This is a genomic window from Duganella caerulea, from assembly GCF_040362985.1.
GTDB classification, from domain to species: domain Bacteria; phylum Pseudomonadota; class Gammaproteobacteria; order Burkholderiales; family Burkholderiaceae_D; genus Rugamonas; species Rugamonas vulcania.
The window spans coordinates 352,782-370,235 of the sequence record NZ_BPWJ01000006.1; the positions used below are offsets into that span (position 1 = coordinate 352,782).

Sequence of the window (17,454 nt, forward strand, 5' to 3'; positions counted from 1 at the left end):
CCACCTTTGCCTTAACGGGCTTAGTCCCACCTTTTTCAAGTAGATCATTCGACGTCAGACCGAGGCCATGAGCGATGTTGTAAATCTGTCGGCGGTCTCGTCACGCTCTGTTAGCTGACGTACTTGAGCTGTTGTTCTATCTTCTTTTTGCAGTCCGCGAAGTTCTTCACTAAATAATTGCTTTATGTTCATAATCAACCTTCGATTGAAATTAATTTTTTTTGTGCTGCGTGGTGATGTCTCAAAAGATTATTTTATTCATTGCTCTTTAAGTAACGCGAGATATGTTTTTCCGGAGTTCCGACTTTCCCAGGCGCCTTTTATATGTGCGGTTAATGCAGGGATGTCGCTCTCTAATGAGGAGCGCCAGAGATTAGGACTATATTCCCAAACTCGTAGCATGCTATCCACGTCGAAAATTGCTCCGGTTCCTTCTGCTCTTATAAGCGCAACTGGCTTGTCGAAAGCCATACGCATCCCTAGTTCGAATAAAACATTTGGGTTGTGATCAGTAAGGTCCGCTACAACTAAATCTGCGTTTAGTAGATCGTTCACGATCGTGGCTTGTATTATATCCGACCCTTCTTTTCTAGCAGTCTCGACCCTAAATCCGGCGTCCACTCCAGCAGGGGTAATAAGCGCATTTAAGACTTCACTAAAGAAGCCCTTTGGCCAATTCCCCCGTCTTTCTGAAAATGGCAGGGCAACGAAAATTCGAAGTTTCGTGCCTTTTTCTGGCATAGCAAGAGTAATTACGCTACCTGATGGACCGTCCTTATTTTGTTCGCCAGCACGGCTTATATTTTCATCCTTTAAATCCCCATATTTTTGAATGAAGCGACAATTTTCCTGAAAAAGTCGATGGAATTCTTCGTGAAATTCGGATTGTAAGTTGAACTCTGAAGTCAGGGTGTTGCCCAAATATTTTAGCTCTGGAAGAGTTGATCCCTTATAGTGAGCGTAAACATCTTTGAACAGACTGACATTAAAAAAAGCTCGTTGTAGGCTTTCTCGTTCTTGATCTTGGTTGCCAGCATAAACAAAATCACGGCCGATAGGCGCAATAGATATTTTTTCGGTATCTCTTGTGCCATCCGTTAGGCCATAATCTCGTGCCCCCGCAGCCAGATAAAAAAATGGACTCGACTTTTCACTTCGGCCCATCGCTTGTGCGACATCGGCTGGGCGCCACGGATTCCCACCATTAAGCTCTTTTATCTTCTGTGGGATTACAGTTGCATCCTCAAGTGTAACTGAGGGAAATGGCTTTTTAGGGCGAGGAGGTTTCTTTGCCGCAGATTTTCGTGAGGAGCCGGTTTTTGTGACGAGTTTTGGATTAGACTGTCCTGCAATTGTTGTTTTGGCATTGTTTTTCTTGGGCCTCGCACGTTTCGCGGGTATGGACGCTACCCCTGCTGGATCTTCTATTGTTTTCGATTGAACCGGCTTTTCTTGCTCGCTCATTTTGACCCCGTTTAAGAAAATTTGATAACACATAAATTTACCACGAAAATCTTCACGGCCAGCAAGCAGTGCTGAATGCTATCAAAGTTCTTGATATGAGAAGCTTTACTAAATAATCCTTAGCGAATACAAGAATTGGAAACTGAGTCGACCGCTGTGACTAGATGCGCCCTGTACCTTTGCATCCTGTACATGCGATGAAAGAGCTGCTGCAACTGTTCGGCGAAAACGAGCTGTCTTTCCGCGACTTGAGCAGTGGCGCTTCAAGGTTGAACGAGATGCCTTCGCGCTGCTGGCGTTCGGCGATGAAGTCGCGGATCGCGGGGCCAGGTACGCATGTCGCTGTTTGCTACCTTTAGTCATGGAGCCGGTTAAGTTGATCTCTTCGAGCAGGTTGCCATCGACGCCGAGAACATGCTTGATGCGCAGCGCGGCCATCCCCTTCACCGGATGAACAATAGAGTGGGGCGACGTTTGTTTGGCGTACGCTTTCTTCTTCATTACGTTGACGACACGAGACAGCTTCCGCTCGCTCAGTACCTTCGATTGACCTTCTCCCATTGGATCATCTCAGAATGATAGGTAACGTTGCAAATTTGCAACCAGATGGCATTTTATCCAGCTCTTGTTATCTCGCACATTGCGATGAACCCTTTGTCAAGGCCCGTTGTTACAAAGTGCGTATTTTTGCAGTTTGGCAAGATGTATATTTGACATTGAGCAGCCGCAACATACGCGTACACAATTTTTCTCGGATTGTGAATTCATCATGGCAAGAGAACGGCGTATATGCTCATAGCTCCAGTCGTCTCTAATGGAATTAACTCTCTCGTTAGGAGTATCTCATGCAAGCAAGACTACTATTAAAACTATCAATGTGCTTGTTTATGTCGGGGTGTGCCGGTACAGCAGAATATCTAAGAAGTCAACCCGTTACCCATTTTCCGTCAGCCGCTACAATCGCACTTCCAACACAGCTCAACGGGCTAGTCACACTTCACTGTATGAAAGATCAAGCAGCGGACTATGCTGACGGTAGTGGTAGTGCGACAAAGGAATGTCTTTATGTTTCTGCGGATGCTAGTCAATTGACGAAAACACTTTTGCCTGCCGATGCTACCGGTACACGAGATACCGCAATTTCTTTCTTAATCAGCCTATCTGAATTAAATTGTTCTAATTTCTTACAGCGTGCCTTTGCCAACAAGGCTGGACTGGATTTTACAAAAAGTTTCATTGGCGACATGGCAACTGGCGTGAGCGCAGGAACTGCATTTAAGAATCCGCAGGTTTCGGCAGTCCTTAGTGTTAGCAATCTCGTTGTTGGAAAAGGTGTCGAGTCGTTCAATAGCGCATATTACTTCGATAAAACCTTCCAGGCTCTGGAAAGCGCGATAGTGGCGCAGCGTACTCGTGTAAAGATATATATCACAGCAAAACAAGCACAAAGTAACACACCGGGTGCCGCGGTTAAATATGACATGTCTCAGGCATTGGCTGATATTCGGCTGTATGATGATGCTTGCTCAATTAAAGCTGGTTTAAGTCAACTTATTCAATTGGCCGACGCGCAAAAACAAACAGACCAAGCAAATAAAATTGCAGTTGAGTTGTCAGATAAGCCTCTTGATAAGGCCAAAGAGGTTCTTTCGGCTCCGCAGTCGCCAGCTCTTAAATAACTTTGCATTAAGTATTATGCGAGCGACTGGTCACAGTAGGTCTGTGATAACGCGATGAAATGTTTACCAAGTATTTTGGTTTGATACTTTTAAAGTATTTCATCGCTACTCTAGAAACGGTACGGATGCAGGAATGGCTTAGATAGCCACAACGTTTTTAAATAGCCACCTGAATCACCGGATACGCGGCGCCATTGTGCAGCAGGGCGCGCACGCGGAGCTGAGACAGCAACGCGACGGCTTGTACTTCCACCTGATGCAGAATCAGCTGACCGCCTACCGCACCGGCTGATCTGTATCAACATACGACACGGTTGCCTGTGCCTCGTTGTCGCATCTGCGTAGTATCGGACTGTTGCGATACTTGAGGAGCGGCGGCGCGATGAGGGTGGTATTGACAGGCTTCGCTGCGGGAGCGGTCTTGCTGCAAACGCAGGCGACGCTGCCGTCCGCGTTGGGCGGCGTGGCCGCCGCGCTGGTGTTCGCGCTCTGGCTTGGACTGTGGCGTGGCTGGTTGCGGCGGCGTGCTGTATGTCTCGGTTTGCACGCGCGGGCCGCGTTGCGTTGTGCCACTTCCTTGCTGGCCGGCGGCGTGGTTGGATTCTTCTGGGCCGCGTGGATGGCGCAGCGCGTGCTGGCCCCGCAGCTTGCCCTCGCCGATGAAGGCCGCGACTTCACACTGGTCGGCACCATCGATAATCTGCCGTACAGCTTCGATCAGGGCGTGCGTTTCAGTTTCGCGGTGGAGCGTGTGTTGAACGGCGCGCGGAACGCGGTGCCGCCGCATATCTCGCTGGGCTGGTACGCGGGCTTTCGCGATCAGGTGACCGAAGTGGGCGACGTGCAGCCCGGCGAGCGCTGGCAGCTGACGGTGCGGCTGCAACGGCCGCACGGCAACGCCAACCCGTATGGCTTCGATTACGAAGTGTGGCTGCTGGAGCAGGGCCTGCGCGCGACGGGCTATGTGCGGCCGGCGCAGGGCAACCGCCGGCTCGATAGTTTCGTCTTCAGCGCCGGCAATGTGATCGAGCACACGCGCGCGTTGCTGCGCGCACGCATACAGACAGCGCTGCCGGAAAAGCCCTATGCGGGCGTGATCGTCGCGCTGGTGGTCGGCGACCAGCGCGGCATCGACCAATCCGACTGGAACGTCTTCAACCGCACCGGCATCGGCCACCTCATTTCCATCTCCGGTTTGCACATAACGATGGTGGCGGGGTTGTTCGCGCTGGCGGCATTCTACCTGTGGCGCCATTCCTTCTTCACGCGCGCGCAACTGCCTTTGCTGCTGCCTGCGCAAAAAGTGGCGGCGCTGGTCGGCGCGATGGTGGCGCTGTTGTACGTGCTGCTGGCCGGCTTCGGCGTGCCGGCGCAGCGCACCTTGTACATGCTGATGGTGGTCGCCGTAGCGCTGTGGTCGAACCGCATCGCCAGCGTGACGCAGGTGCTGTGCAGCGCGCTCGGCGTGGTGGTGCTGATCGATCCGTGGGCGGTGTTGTGGCCAGGCTTCTGGCTCTCGTTCGGAGCGGTGGCCACGATCTTGTATGCCACCGTTGGGCGCGTCGCGTTGAGGCCTGCGCGTCCTCCTCGCGCCGCGCAGAGCGACGGGCATGTGCCCGGGCCTTCGCGCCGCGAGCGGCTCTGGCAGGCCTTGCATGCTGGCGCCCACACGCAGTACGCCGTCACATTCGGCCTGGTGCCGTTGACGATGCTGCTGTTCGCGCAGGTGTCGGTGGTCAGCCCCCTGGCGAACGCGGTGGCGATCCCGCTGGTCAGCCTTGTGGTCACGCCGCTCGCGCTGGTCGGCAGCATGCTGCCCGCGCCGCTGGCGGGGCCTGTGCTGGGCCTCGCGCACCTGCTGGTGGAGTGGCTGGCCGTCTGCCTGCAATGGTTCAGTGGCTTGCGTTATGCCGTGTGGAGCGCGCCGACGCCGCCGTTCTGGCTGTTCTGCTGGGCCACGTGCGGCACCATCTGGCTGCTCGCGCCGCGCGGCTGGCCGGTGCGCTGGCTGGGTCTCGCGACGTGGATACCGCTGCTGGCCGCAGAGCCTTCGCATCCGGCGCCGGGGCGCATGACCGTCACAGTCTTCGATGTGGGGCAGGGCATGGCGTTGCTGATCGAAACCAGCCATCATCGCCTGCTGTATGACACCGGACCGTCTTATGCACCCAACTCCAACGCCGGCAACCGCGTCATCCTGCCTTACCTGAAGGCGCGCGGCATCGCCGCGTTGGACGGCATGGTCGTCACCCACAGCGACATCGACCACTCAGGCGGCGCATTGACGGTACTGGATGGCGTGCGGGTGGACTGGGTACTGTCGTCGCTGCCCATGCAGCATCCGATTGCAGGCGCCGCGCGCCAGCACGTGCATTGCGCGGCGGGTCAGCGCTGGACCTGGGACGGCGTGCGCTTCGAAATGCTGCATCCGCTGCCGGCCAGCTATGCCGACGCGTCGCTCAAGCCGAACGCGCGCGGCTGCACGTTGAAGATCACCGCCGGCGGCAAAGCCATGCTGCTGGCCGCCGACATCGAAGCCGCGCAAGAGGCCGCGCTGCTGCAGCGCGACCGCGCCATCCTGCGCGCCGACGTGCTGCTGGCGCCGCACCACGGCAGCGGCACGTCGTCCACGCCGGCCTTCCTGCAGGCGGTCCATCCGCGGACCGCCGTGTTCCAGGTGGGCTATCGCAATCGCTATCATCATCCCAAGCCGGAAGTCTATGATCGCTACGGTGAGCTGCATATCGAACGCCTGCGCACCGACCAGACGGGCGCACTGACGCTGGATTTCGGCGACACTATCGATATCGCAGCCTACCGCCAGGCGCACGCACGCTACTGGTACGGCCGCTAAATTAGAGCCTTTCCCCCAAGCCTGCCGTGGGAAGTGCCATTACAATGGTCCGAAAACAATCATACGGAGACCGCTTGTGAGCAAGCCCAAGCTGCATTTTGCCCATGCCAACAGCTACCCGGCTGGCGTGTACCGCCAGTACTTCGAGCTGCTGGCCGACGATTTCGACATCCAGGCGCTGGACATGCACGGCCACAGCCCGCGCTACCCGGTCAGCGACGGCTGGCCGGCGCTGGTCGACGAATACATCAACGAGCTGACTTCGCGCTACGACGAGCCGGTGATCCTGGTCGGCCATTCGCTGGGCGGCATGCTCAGCCTGATGGTGGCTCATGCCCGCCCGGACCTGGTGCGTTGCGTGGTGATGCTGGACGCGCCGGTGGTGGCCGGCTGGCGCGCGCTGTTCTGGCGCCTGATCAAAATGAGCGGCAACGCCAACCGCGTGCCGCCGGCGAAGTTCTCCATCCGCCGCCGCAACGTGTGGCCGGACGCGCGGGCGGCCTACCAGCATTTCGCCGGCAAGGACCTATTCGCCGCCTGGGCGCCGGGCGTGCTGGAGGACTACATGGCGAGCGGCCTGAAGCCCCATCCCGAGGGCGTGCAACTGCGCTTCACCCGCGAGGTGGAGACCAGCATCTACGCCAGCCTGCCGCACCACCTGCCCAAGCTGGTGCGCGGCCGCTTCCCGGCGCCGATCGGCTTCATCGGCGGCACCGATTCCTGGGAAACCAGCCAGTCCGGCCTGGGCCATACGCAGGCGTTGGTGGGCAAGCACTTCCGCATCGTGCCGGGCGGCCACCTGTTCCCGATGGAGTCGCCGGCGCTGGCGGCGCAGGCCACCCGCGAGATGATCGCCGGGCTGCTGAGCGATTCTGGTAAAAAAGTTCTTAAAAAGCGGGCTTTCGCGTAAAATCTTGGGCATTCGGCGCTGTTGCGCCGCCCCTGAACTTTAGGAATGCCTTGCGATGACGATTAAAAGCGACAAATGGATACGCCGTATGGCGGAGCAACATGGGATGATCGAGCCGTTCTTCCCGGACCAGGTACGCCAGGAAGAAGGCCGCAAGGTCATCTCTTACGGCACGTCGTCGTACGGCTACGACATCCGTTGCGCCGACGAGTTCAAGGTCTTTACCAACATTAACAGCACCATCGTCGATCCGAAGAACTTCGATTCGAATTCCTTCGTCGACGTCAAGAGCGACGTCTGCATCATCCCGCCGAACTCGTTCGCGCTGGCCCGCACCATGGAATATTTCCGCATCCCGCGCAGCGTGTTGACGGTTTGCCTGGGCAAGTCGACCTACGCCCGGTGCGGCATCATCGTCAACGTGACGCCGTTCGAGCCCGAGTGGGAAGGCTATGTGACGCTGGAATTCTCCAACACCACGCCGCTGCCGGCCAAGATCTACGCCGGCGAGGGCTGCGCGCAGGTGCTGTTCTTCGAGAGCGATGAAGTGTGCGACGTGTCGTACAAGGACCGCAACGGCAAGTACCAGGGCCAGCACGGCGTGACCTTGCCCAAGGCATAAGCCGCGCTTTACCGGTCTTTACAACACGCGGGCTTCGGCCCGCGTTTGTTTTGCGGGCCGCCGCGTCAGCCTTTCACCGGCAGCGTCATTTCCACGCACAGGCCGCCGTCCGCGCGGTTGCTGGCCGTGATGCTGCCGCCGTGGGCCTCGATCACATGCTGCGCGATGGCCAGGCCCAGGCCGTGTCCTTCCGTGCTGGCGCTGCTGGAGCGGAAGAAGGGCTGGAAGATGGTCGCCAGGTCGGCCGCCGCCACGCCCGGTCCGCGGTCGAGCACGCGGATGCACAACTGGCGCGCGTCGGGCAGGGTGCGGGTCTGCAGCTGCACCACGCCGCCCTCGGGACTGTGCTTGATGGCGTTGCGTACCACGTTCTCGATGGCGCGCCCCAACAGGTCGGCCTGGCCGGCGACCATGACGTCGGCTTCCCCTTCCTGTACCACGCTGCGCTGCTGACTGGAGGCCTCGTAGTTGGCGTCGTCGGCGATCTGTTCCAGCAACTCGGCCATGCTGATTTCCTCCTCGCTGGCCTTGATGGCGCCCGCTTCCAGGCGGGCCAGCGTCAACAGCTCACCCACCAGCTTGTCCATGCGGACGCTTTCCCGTTCGATGCGCTCCAGCGACGCGGCCAGCTTTTCGGGCTGTTGATGCGCCAGACCGATCGCCGCCTGCAAGCGCGCCAGCGGTGAGCGCAGCTCGTGCGAGACGTCGTGCAGTAGCCGCGTCTGGCCGTCGATCAGGCTGCGCAGGCGCGCCGTCATGCGGTCGAAGTCGCGGCCCAGGTCGTTCAGTTCGGAACTGCGCTTGCCTTTGCCGCCGGCGCCGAAGCGGGGCGACAGGTCGCCGCCGGCGGCCGCGTCGAAGGCTTGCCGCAGCGCGCGGATCGGGCGCGAGAAGTACCACGCCAACAGCATCGCGAACAGCAGGCTGGCCACGGTGGCGGCGGCGATCGGCACCCACAGCGTCAGCGGCTGGAAGCGCGGGCCGCGCATGTCGCCGGGCCCGCCGTAGCCGCGGCCGTTGGGCGGCGCGTCCGGCGGGGCGCCGGCGCGGCTTGGGTCGTAGCGGGGATCGGGGCCGGGGAACTGGCCGTAAGCCTGGCCCGGTTGGGGTCCTGGCACTGGGTTTGGCCCCGGACCTGGACCCAAGCCCGAGCCTTGGCCACGCGGCATCGGCGGGCCGCCCTGCAGCGCCATCTGCGCGCCGCCCAGGCCGGCCATCAGCGGGCGGTCGAGATCCATGCCGTGCGATGGTAGAAACAGTATAAATCGTTTGCCTTCCGGATCCGCCACCTGGCGCACCACGCGGCGCTTGCCTTCCTGCTTGAGCAGGGCATGCGACTCGCGCAGCATGGACGGGGTCACCGCGCGTCCGAGCAGCTCATGGCCTTGCTCGTCGACCGCGAACACGCGGTGCCGTTCCATGTTCTCCAGCAGGCGGCGCAAGGCCCTGACGCCGCCATATTCCAGCGTGGCGGCGGCCGAGTTGATGGCCATCTCGGCCGGCGGGCTGGTGTCCAGGTCTTTCGGCTGGTTGGCTTCCTGATTGTGGTTCCTGAGCCAGACGGCGCCGCCGAGACCAACGATGGCGGTCAGCTGCGCCAGCAGGATGCAGACGAAAAACTTCCAGAACAGTCGGCCCACGGGCTACTCCTTGATCAGCTGATAGCCCAGGCGGTACACGGTTTGCAGGCAGGAGCGGCCGTCGGCGATGGTGCCGAGCTTGTGCCGCAGGCTGCTCAGGTGGACATCGATGTTGCGGTCGAAGCGTGCCAGCGGGCGGCCCAGTCCTTGTTCCGACAGGGCGTTCTTGCTGACCGGACGGCCGGCGTTACGGGCCAGCACTTCGAGCAGGTTGAATTCGGTGCTGGTCAGTTCCAGCTTGTGGCCGGCCCAGGCGGCGCGCCGCTGTTCGGGCCACATGGTCAGCTGGCCGACGGTCAGTGCGGCGGCGGCGCCGTTGTCGAGCGGCGCGCTCTGCGACCGGCGCAGGATGGCGCGGATGCGGGCGGTCAGCTCGCGCGGAGTGCAGGGCTTGGCCACGTAATCGTCGGCGCCCAGCTCGAGGCCGACGATGCGGTCGGTATCGTCCCCGCGCCCGGTCAGCATCAGGATGGGCAGCTGGCTGTTGGTGCGGATGCGGCGCAGCGTTTCCAGGCCGTTCATGCGCGGCATCATCACATCCAGGATGGCGATTGAATACTGGCCGGTGAAGGCCTCGGCGGTGCCGGCCTCGCCATCGTGCACCATCTTGACGTCGAAGCCTTCCTGTTCCAGGTATTCCTTGAACATGCCAACCAGCTCGATATCGTCGTCTATCAGCAGTACTTTGCTCTTCATGCCGCGTGCTTCTTTTTATGTCGATGCAACGATCATAACAGTCCCGCGCGAGCTCACGGGCACCTTTTACCCGGTTTTACAACGCATTGCCCACTGCAAGTCCGATGTCAAAACGGCCATCTTTACATCGATTTACCTTGGGTTTACTGCGCTTTACACGGGGTAGCCGGAGAATGATTGCTCCCTACCGACCAAGGATGCTTTGAATGAAAACCTCGAAAAACAGCGTACACAAAATCCTGCTGGCTGCCAGCCTGGCGCTGCCGCTATTGGCCGCCGGTGGCGCGGCGCGTGCCGACGACCAGGGCGGCAATGCCGGCCAGCCGTCGATGATGCGGCATGACGGTCAACCAGGACCCGAGCACGACGGTCCCGAACACGGCCCCGGCGGCCGCGCTCCCGGAGGCGGCTTCCACGGCGGCATGCCACCGTTCGGTGGTCCCGGCATGGGTGGACGGCCGCCGTTCGCGCACGGCATTGAATTGAGCGAAGCGCAGGAAGACAAGGTTTTCGCCATCGTGCACGCGGAGCAGCCGTATCTGCGGGAGCAGGGCAAGGCCGCCGCCAAGGCGCATGAGGCGCTGCGCGCGCTGGGCCGCTCCGAGCAGTACGACGACGCCAAGGCCGCCGCGCTGGCCAAGGAGGCGGCGACGGCGATGGCCAACATCGCCTTGCAGCACGTGCGTACCGAACAGAAGCTGCTGGCGGTGCTGACCCCGGAGCAGCGCAAGAAGCAGGCCGAAGGCGAAGCCCGCCGCGCGGCGCGTCCGTGATTTGCGTTACTTAAGGAGACACGATGCATCCTCACGATGACACCCACGAACACAGCCTGGCGGCCGACCTGGGCGCCATGCTGAACCTGGCCAGCGACCGCCGCCAGACCTTGCGGTGGCTGCTGGCCGGGGCCTCTGCGCTTCCGGTTCTCGGTTGCGGCGGCGGCTCATCGGCCGGCGACAGCACCAGCACGGCCACCGGCACGGCCACCACCACGCCGACCACCACCACGACCAGCAACGGCTCGTGCGCGGTCATCCCCGAGGAGACCGGCGGCCCGTATCCGGGCGACGGCACCAACAGCAACAACAGCGGCGTGGTCAATGTGCTGACGCAGTCGGGCGTGGTGCGCAGCGACATCCGCAGCAGCTTCAACGGCCCGACCGGCGTGGCGGCCGGCGTGCCGCTGACGATCAAACTGCAGATCGTCAACGCCAACGGCAGCTGCGCGGCCTTGTCCGGTTATGCGGTCTACCTGTGGCATTGCGACCGCGACGGCAACTACTCGCTGTATTCGAACGGCGTCACGGACCAGAACTACCTGCGCGGTGTGCAGGCCAGCGACAGCAACGGCAACGTCACCTTCCAGACCATCTTCCCCGGCTGCTATTCGGGGCGCATGCCGCACGTGCACTTCGAGGTCTATCCGACGCTGGCCAAGAGCACCAGCGCTGCCAACCGCATCAAGACCTCGCAGTTCACCTTCCCGATGGCGACGCTCAACGAGGTCTACGCCACCGCCGGCTACAGCGCCAGCGTGCGCAACCTCGCGCAGATCAGCTATGCGACCGACAATATCTTCAGCGATGGCTATGCGTTGCAGATGACCAGCGTCACCGGCAACGCCAGCGACGGCTATGTGGTGACGCTGACGGTGGGCGTGGCAGGCTGACCGGTGCGATCGACTCAGGCCGGATTCATGAAGCCGAGATTGCTTGTGTTGAAATTGGCGATGTTTGGGAACACGTCGGCAATTTGAGTGACCGACAGGCCGAACCAAGCACCCAGCGTGGCGCCATACTGGTCAACCGAGATGCTGGGCAGTAGCGAGCCTGAACCAACGTCGAGCGCGTGGCCCACGCCGGTGACCGGCATGGTGCCGTAAATGTCGCCGCCCTTCACCGCGCCGCCGAACACGAAGTGGTGCGAACCCCAGCCGTGATCGGTGCCGTCGCCGTTGCTGGTGAAGGTGCGGCCAAAATCGGATGCCGTGAAAGTGGTCACCTGGTTGCGCATGTCGGTGCCCTGGAGCGTGGAGAGCACGGTGTCGAAGTAGTCGATCGCATGCGCCAGTTGCGCCAGCAGGTCGTCCTGGATGAGGCGCTGGTTGTCGTGGGTGTCGAAGGAGCCAATGTTGACATAAAAAACTTGTCGTTTGGCGCCCAGCGCGTTGCGGCCGGCGATGATGCGGGCGACGGTCTGCAGTTGCAGCGCCAGTGGATTGGCGGCCGCCACACCGTTGTTGGGGTTGACGTAGTAGCTGGGATTGGGGACGCCGCCGGCGCCAGCCGGCACCATGGCGCCGCCCATCGCGGCTTGCAGGTTGATCGCGCGGTTAATCACCGACACATATTCTTTTTCCATCGGATCGGTGCGTTCCGCCGTAATGATGGCGCGCAGCGGGTTGGCGGCGGTCGGCACGCCGAAGATGGAACCCGTCAGCGGCTGTATCGCTTCCGGACCATTGCCGCCGACCTGATATTGGCGTATATCGCGGCCGGTCAGGAACACCGCATTGCCAGCCAGTGAAATCGAGGTGAAGCTGGTGTTGCTGTTCGACGAGGCAAGCAAGTCGCCCATGCGGCCACCCCAGCCGAATGTCGCGCCTTCCGGTTTGCTGGACTGCCACACCGATTGCTGGTCGTTATGCGAGAACAGCTTCGGTGGCAGCGGCACCGCGCCGGCTTTGTACTGGGTCAGCGTGGTCGGCTGTACCAGCGTGCCGACGTTGGCGACGATGGCTGCACGGCCGTTGTCGAACAGGTTTTTCACCGATTTCAATTGCGGGTGCAGCGCGAAAGAACGGCCGGACTGTACCGTGGCCGGCGCGATCGACAGGAGGCTGCTGAGCGGCAGGGCGATCGATCCTGGCGTGCCCGTGTTGCGGACGCTGGTATAGCTGTTCCAGGAGTCGGTGTCGGTGGCCAGCAAGGTATTGGCCTGATCGTTACCGCCGGACATGAACAAGCAGACGATGGCCTTGTAATCAGTGGCGCCCTCAGCCGAAGCGGTGGCCATCGCCGCCAGGTTCAATGCGAAAGGCGTGCTGGCGGTACCGGCCAGCGCCAGCATGGAACCGAGGAAATTGCGGCGGGATTGGTTGGGATGTTTCATTGTGTTCCCCTTATTTCTGGATCAGGTATTCAGGCGAAGCCATGGTCAGGAAAATAGCCAGGCTGACACGGTTGCGGTCAATGGCTGCCAGCGTGCTGGAATTGGTGGCGGTCGGCAGCGGCCGCGCCACCATGTTCACCGCGCTGATGATCTGGTTGCGCAAGGTGCTGGACATCGAGCCGGCCATCATCAACAGGTTGATACGGTCCACCAGCAAGTCGGGTGTCACCGCCAACGGGATCTCGTTGACATAAGTTGGCTTGATGTCGCGATTGGTGCCCACGCCCCAGGGGATGGCATCGACCATGAAATTGAGATAGCCGGCGACCGAGGGTTCGGCGGTAATCTGCATTTCCGGCGCAACCAGTCCGGCGGCCGCGATCAACGTGTTTGGCGGCACATACGCCGGCCGGAAGAAATTGAACACGGATGGCGAGCGCATCGGTGTTTGACCAATGCCTTTGAGCGGATCGTCCAGCGAATACATCAGGTACCGGCCGCTATAGGAATGGGCCTCAAAGGAGCGCATCCAGTGGGCCAGGCGCAGCACGGGTTCGCGCAGCTTGCCCTGGCCGCTGGTGGCGGGCGCCCGCGCTTCCGGGTCGAGCAAGATCGCTTTGATCAGCGCCTTCATGTCGCCGCGCACGCCGCTGCCATTGTTGGCGAATACCGCCGCCACGCGGCTGACGTAGGCGGGACTTGGGTTGCTGGTGACGAGGCGCTGGATCAACTGGCGACCGATGAACGGCCCCACGTTGGGATGGTTGAATAGCGTGTCGATCGCCAGGTTGAAGTCGGAGTAGGCGGTGGTATTGCCGCTGATGGTAACGCCCAGGAACTTCTTGGTCGAGGTTGAGTGATAGGCGGCGTAGCCCTGCATCGGACGCCAGTCGTAATCCACATCCTTGATATCGCCCCAAAAGCGGGCGGCGCTGGTGTCTGGTCCGTAGAAGCTCATTCCGGTGAACACTTTGGCCAAGCCTGCAACGTCGTCGTGCGTATAAGTTTCGATCGGCACACCGTTGTTGAGTTTTTTGCTGCCGTCCTGGTTCAACTGATACAAGCCTATGCTCATCAGTTGCATGATTTCCCGGGCAAAATTCTCATCCGGCACGCGATAACCGGATTCCTTTTGATTGTGGATGTGGCTGAGGTAGGTACCCATGATCGGGTTCTGTGCCACCGAAGACAGCAGGGTGCGGAAGTTGGTGAAGCAGTGCGTGGCCAAGATGTCGTAGTAGGCGGCCGCGCCGCGCGGCATGGAGGCCACTTCGCTGTCGGACATCGATACGACAAGGATCTGCGAGAGCGCGAACGCCATGCGTTGGCGCAGCTGATCGTCGCCGCTGGCCGCCTGGCGCCAGAACGACTCAAGGAACTGGGTACGGTTCAGCGTGGTGCCGGCAGGCAACCGCGATTGCACCCATTCCATATAGTTGCGGTGCAGCGATTGCGGCAGCGTGAATTGGTTGTCGATCCAGGCTTCCGGGCCGGAGGCGCTCACTTCCTGAATGTTGGCCATGGTCGGGCCAAAGGTGGCCTGTTGCAGGAAGCGCGAGGCTTCTTCTTGCGAAATGGGGCCCGACGCTGTGGCCGTTCCACTAAGGAACATGCGCTGGACCGTGCCTGCCAGGCTGCTGATCGCGCTGGTGGTGGCGCCAGAGGCGTCACTGGTCTGAACCGTAGCCTTTGTCTGGTCTTTGCTACCGCCTTGGGCGGTTGGTCCGGTGCCGCCGCCGCAGGCACCAAGCGTTGCCAGGATGGCGACGCCCACTGTGAGTTTAAGATGGCTTAGCTTCATTTCTTGCTCCAAGAAAACTAATTAAGACGAATTGTAGAAGAATTTGGCTAAAGCAGAAAATTTGTTTCTTTTGTGGTTGAGCAATATTAAAGATGGGAAATATTTTTCGCAGATTTTGAGCGAAGATGGACGAAAATACGACGAAATTATCAATAATAATACGGATATTACTTTTTTATAACGTGGGATTTGGACAACGATTTATTTGAGGAAAATCAGTTTCCGCAGAACTTTATTCGTTTGCATCGTTGACTTTTGGAACTAGCCATAAAAATTTTGATAATATTGTCGCCATTTGTGAGCTCAGAACGTAAAAAGGGCAGCCGAAGCTGCCCTTAATTATTGCCGTGAGTAACTAATTACTGTTTGACGCAATCGACAAAGTAACCGCGTTTACCATCGACTTCTCGCTTGACAAGGCCGTGCACATCGGTCTCAAAGCCGGGGAAGCGCTCGTTGAAGTCGCGCGCGAAGCGCAGGTAGTCGACGATGGTCTTGTTGAAGCGCTCGCCCGGGATCAGCAACGGAATGCCTGGTGGATACGGCGTCAGCAGGATGGAGGTGATGCGGCCTTCCAGCTCGTCGATGGCGACGCGCTCGATCTCGCGGTGCGCCATCTTGGCGAACGCGTCCGACGGCTTCATGGCCGGGATCATGTCCGACAGGTACATCTCGGTGGTCAGGCGCGCCACGTCGTAGGCCTTGTAGAAGTCGTGGATCTGCTGGCACAGGTCGCGCAGGCCCATTTTTTCGTAGGTCGGGTTGGCGGCCGCGAACTCCGGCAGGATGCGCCACATCGGCTGGTTCTTGTCGTAATCGTCCTTGAACTGTTGCAGCGCGGTCAGCAGCGTGTTCCAGCGGCCCTTGGTGATGCCGATGGTGAACATGATGAAGAACGAGTACAGGCCGCACTTCTCGATGATCACGCCGTGCTCGGCCAGGTACTTGGTGACGATGGACGCCGGAATGCCGGTCTCGGCGAACTGGCCGTCCAGCGACAGGCCCGGGTTGACGATGGTGGCCTTGATCGGGTCCAGCATGTTGAAGTTCGGCGCCAGCTTGCCGAAGCCGTGCCAGTCGTCCTCGGCCTTGATGATCCAGTCTTCCTGCGAGCCGATACCTTCCTCGGCGAACTCCTGCGGGCCCCACACCTGGAACCACCAGTCCTTGCCCCATTCCTGGTCGATCTTCATCATCGCGCGGCGGAAGTCCAGCGCTTCGAGGATGGACTCTTCCACCAGCGCGGTGCCGCCCGGTGCTTCCATCATGGCCGCGGCCACGTCGCACGAAGCGATGATCGAATACTGCGGCGAGGTCGAGGTGTGCATCAGGTACGCCTCGTTGAAGGCGTCGCGGTCCAGCTTGACCGATTCCGATTCGCGCACCAGCACCTGCGAGGCCTGCGACAGGCCGGCCAGCAGCTTGTGGGTGGACTGGGTCGAGAAGATCATCGACTCCTTGGCGCGCGGACGGTCCTTGCCGATCGCGTGCATGTTCTTGTAGAAGTCGTGGAAGGTGGCGTGCGGCAGCCAGGCTTCGTCGAAGTGCAGGGTGTCGATCTGGCCGTCGAGCATCTCGCGCAGCGTTTCCACGTTGTAGACCACGCCGTCGTAGGTCGACTGGGTGATGGTCAGGATGCGCGGCTTCTTGTTCTTCGCTTCGCGCGCGAACGGATTGGCCTCGATCTTGCGCTGGATGCTCTCCATCGTGAACTCTTCCAGCGGAATCGGACCGATGATGCCCAGGTGGTTACGGGTCGGCATCAGGAACACGGGGATCGCGCCGCACATGATGATCGAGTGCAGGATGGACTTGTGGCAGTTGCGGTCGACCACGACGATGTCGCCCGGCGCCACGGTCGAGTGCCAGACCATCTTGTTCGAGGTCGAGGTGCCGTTGGTGACGAAGTAGCAATGGTCGGCGTTGAAGATGCGGGCAGCGTTGCGCTCGGACGCGGCCACCGGGCCGGTGTGGTCCAGCAGCTGACCCAGCTCCTCGACCGCGTTGCAGACGTCGGCGCGCAGCATGTTCTCGCCGAAGAACTGGTGGAACATCTGGCCGATCGGCGACTTCAGGAAGGCCACGCCGCCCGAGTGGCCGGGGCAGTGCCACGAGTACGAGCCGTCGTTGGCGTAGTGGACCAGCGCGCGGAAGAACGGCGGCGACAGCCCGTCCAGGTAGGACTTGGCTTCGCGGATGATGTGGCGCGCCACGAACTCCGGCGTGTCCTCGAACATGTGGATGAAGCCGTGCAGCTCGCGCAGGATGTCGTTGGGGATGTGCCGCGAGGTGCGGGTTTCGCCGTACAGGTAGATCGGGATGTCGGCGTTCTTGTAGCGGATTTCCTCGACGAAGGCGCGCAGGGACTTCAGCGCCGTGTCGGTCTCCTCGACCGAGCCGCCGCCGAATTCCTCATCGTCGATCGACAGCACGAAGGCCGACGCGCGCGATTGCTGCTGGGCGAACTGGGACAGGTCGCCGTAGCTGGTCACGCCCACCACTTCCATGCCTTCTTTTTCCATTGCATCGGCCAGGGCGCGAATGCCCAGGCCGGACGTGTTCTCGGAACGGAAATCCTCGTCGATAATGACGATGGGGAAACGAAATTTCATGCATGTCTCCAAAAAAGCAAGCCGCCCCTGACTTGTGTGGAGGGGCGGACTAGGGCGCGACCGCCTGT

General features: G+C 60.3%; 13 protein-coding genes. 6 read left to right on the forward strand and 7 right to left on the reverse strand.

From position 1 onward, the window contains the following. Positions 1-258: 258 nt before the first annotated feature. Together ACUJB0_RS20300 and ACUJB0_RS20305 are read right to left on the reverse strand one after the other, a co-directional pair. Positions 259-1,464 (reverse strand): hypothetical protein, encoded by a 1,206-nt coding sequence (locus tag ACUJB0_RS20300; protein ID WP_444846801.1) that lies wholly within the window; start codon positions 1,462-1,464, stop codon positions 259-261. A 108-nt stretch (positions 1,465-1,572) separates the two neighbouring features. Then, positions 1,573-1,965, reverse strand: coding sequence for a hypothetical protein (locus ACUJB0_RS20305; RefSeq protein ID WP_444846802.1), 393 nt, complete (start codon positions 1,963-1,965; stop codon positions 1,573-1,575). Positions 1,966-2,309: 344 nt separating this feature from the next. On the opposite strand from ACUJB0_RS20305, the gene ACUJB0_RS20310 reads away from it, so the two are divergent. From ACUJB0_RS20310 to dcd, 4 genes are all read left to right on the forward strand, one after another. After that, positions 2,310-3,143 (forward strand): hypothetical protein, encoded by an 834-nt coding sequence (locus tag ACUJB0_RS20310; RefSeq protein ID WP_444846803.1) that lies wholly within the window; start codon positions 2,310-2,312, stop codon positions 3,141-3,143. 382 nt (positions 3,144-3,525) lie between these two features. Next, positions 3,526-5,997: a DNA internalization-related competence protein ComEC/Rec2 gene (locus tag ACUJB0_RS20315; protein ID WP_444846804.1), complete on the forward strand. Its 2,472-nt coding sequence runs from the start codon at positions 3,526-3,528 to the stop codon at positions 5,995-5,997. Between the two features lie 76 nt (positions 5,998-6,073). Beyond that, positions 6,074-6,907 carry an alpha/beta hydrolase gene (locus ACUJB0_RS20320; RefSeq protein ID WP_444846805.1) on the forward strand — a complete coding sequence of 278 codons (834 nt, stop codon included), beginning with the start codon at positions 6,074-6,076 and terminating at the stop codon, positions 6,905-6,907. A 55-nt stretch (positions 6,908-6,962) separates the two neighbouring features. After that, entirely contained in the window at positions 6,963-7,529 is a 567-nt protein-coding gene (dcd, locus tag ACUJB0_RS20325) for a dCTP deaminase (RefSeq protein WP_117010344.1), read from the forward strand. A gap of 65 nt (positions 7,530-7,594) precedes the next feature. On the opposite strand, the gene ACUJB0_RS20330 is transcribed toward dcd, so the two are convergent. After that, positions 7,595-9,169 carry a HAMP domain-containing sensor histidine kinase gene (locus ACUJB0_RS20330; RefSeq protein ID WP_444846806.1) on the reverse strand — a complete coding sequence of 525 codons (1,575 nt, stop codon included), beginning with the start codon at positions 9,167-9,169 and terminating at the stop codon, positions 7,595-7,597. A 3-nt stretch (positions 9,170-9,172) separates the two neighbouring features. After that, complete coding sequence (locus ACUJB0_RS20335) at positions 9,173-9,865, reverse strand: response regulator (RefSeq protein WP_444846807.1); 693 nt, start codon at positions 9,863-9,865, stop codon at positions 9,173-9,175. Positions 9,866-10,071: 206 nt separating this feature from the next. Between ACUJB0_RS20335 and ACUJB0_RS20340 the strand changes: the two genes are divergently transcribed. Then, positions 10,072-10,638, forward strand: coding sequence for a Spy/CpxP family protein refolding chaperone (locus ACUJB0_RS20340; RefSeq protein WP_444846808.1), 567 nt, complete (start codon positions 10,072-10,074; stop codon positions 10,636-10,638). 23 nt (positions 10,639-10,661) lie between these two features. Further along, positions 10,662-11,531: a dioxygenase family protein gene (locus tag ACUJB0_RS20345; RefSeq protein WP_444846809.1), complete on the forward strand. Its 870-nt coding sequence runs from the start codon at positions 10,662-10,664 to the stop codon at positions 11,529-11,531. A gap of 14 nt (positions 11,532-11,545) precedes the next feature. On the opposite strand, the gene ACUJB0_RS20350 is transcribed toward ACUJB0_RS20345, so the two are convergent. The 3 genes from ACUJB0_RS20350 to ACUJB0_RS20360 form a co-directional block, all read right to left on the reverse strand. Next, a complete protein-coding gene (locus tag ACUJB0_RS20350) occupies positions 11,546-12,973 on the reverse strand; it encodes a DUF1501 domain-containing protein (protein ID WP_444846810.1) in 1,428 nt (475 codons plus the stop codon). Positions 12,974-12,983: 10 nt separating this feature from the next. After that, the gene (locus ACUJB0_RS20355; protein WP_444846811.1) at positions 12,984-14,774 is read right to left on the reverse strand and encodes a DUF1800 domain-containing protein; all 1,791 of its coding nucleotides are present in this window, start codon (positions 14,772-14,774) and stop codon (positions 12,984-12,986) included. A 359-nt stretch (positions 14,775-15,133) separates the two neighbouring features. Then, positions 15,134-17,386, reverse strand: a complete 2,253-nt coding sequence (locus ACUJB0_RS20360; RefSeq protein WP_444846812.1) for an Orn/Lys/Arg family decarboxylase — start codon at positions 17,384-17,386, stop codon at positions 15,134-15,136. Positions 17,387-17,454 lie beyond the last annotated feature (68 nt).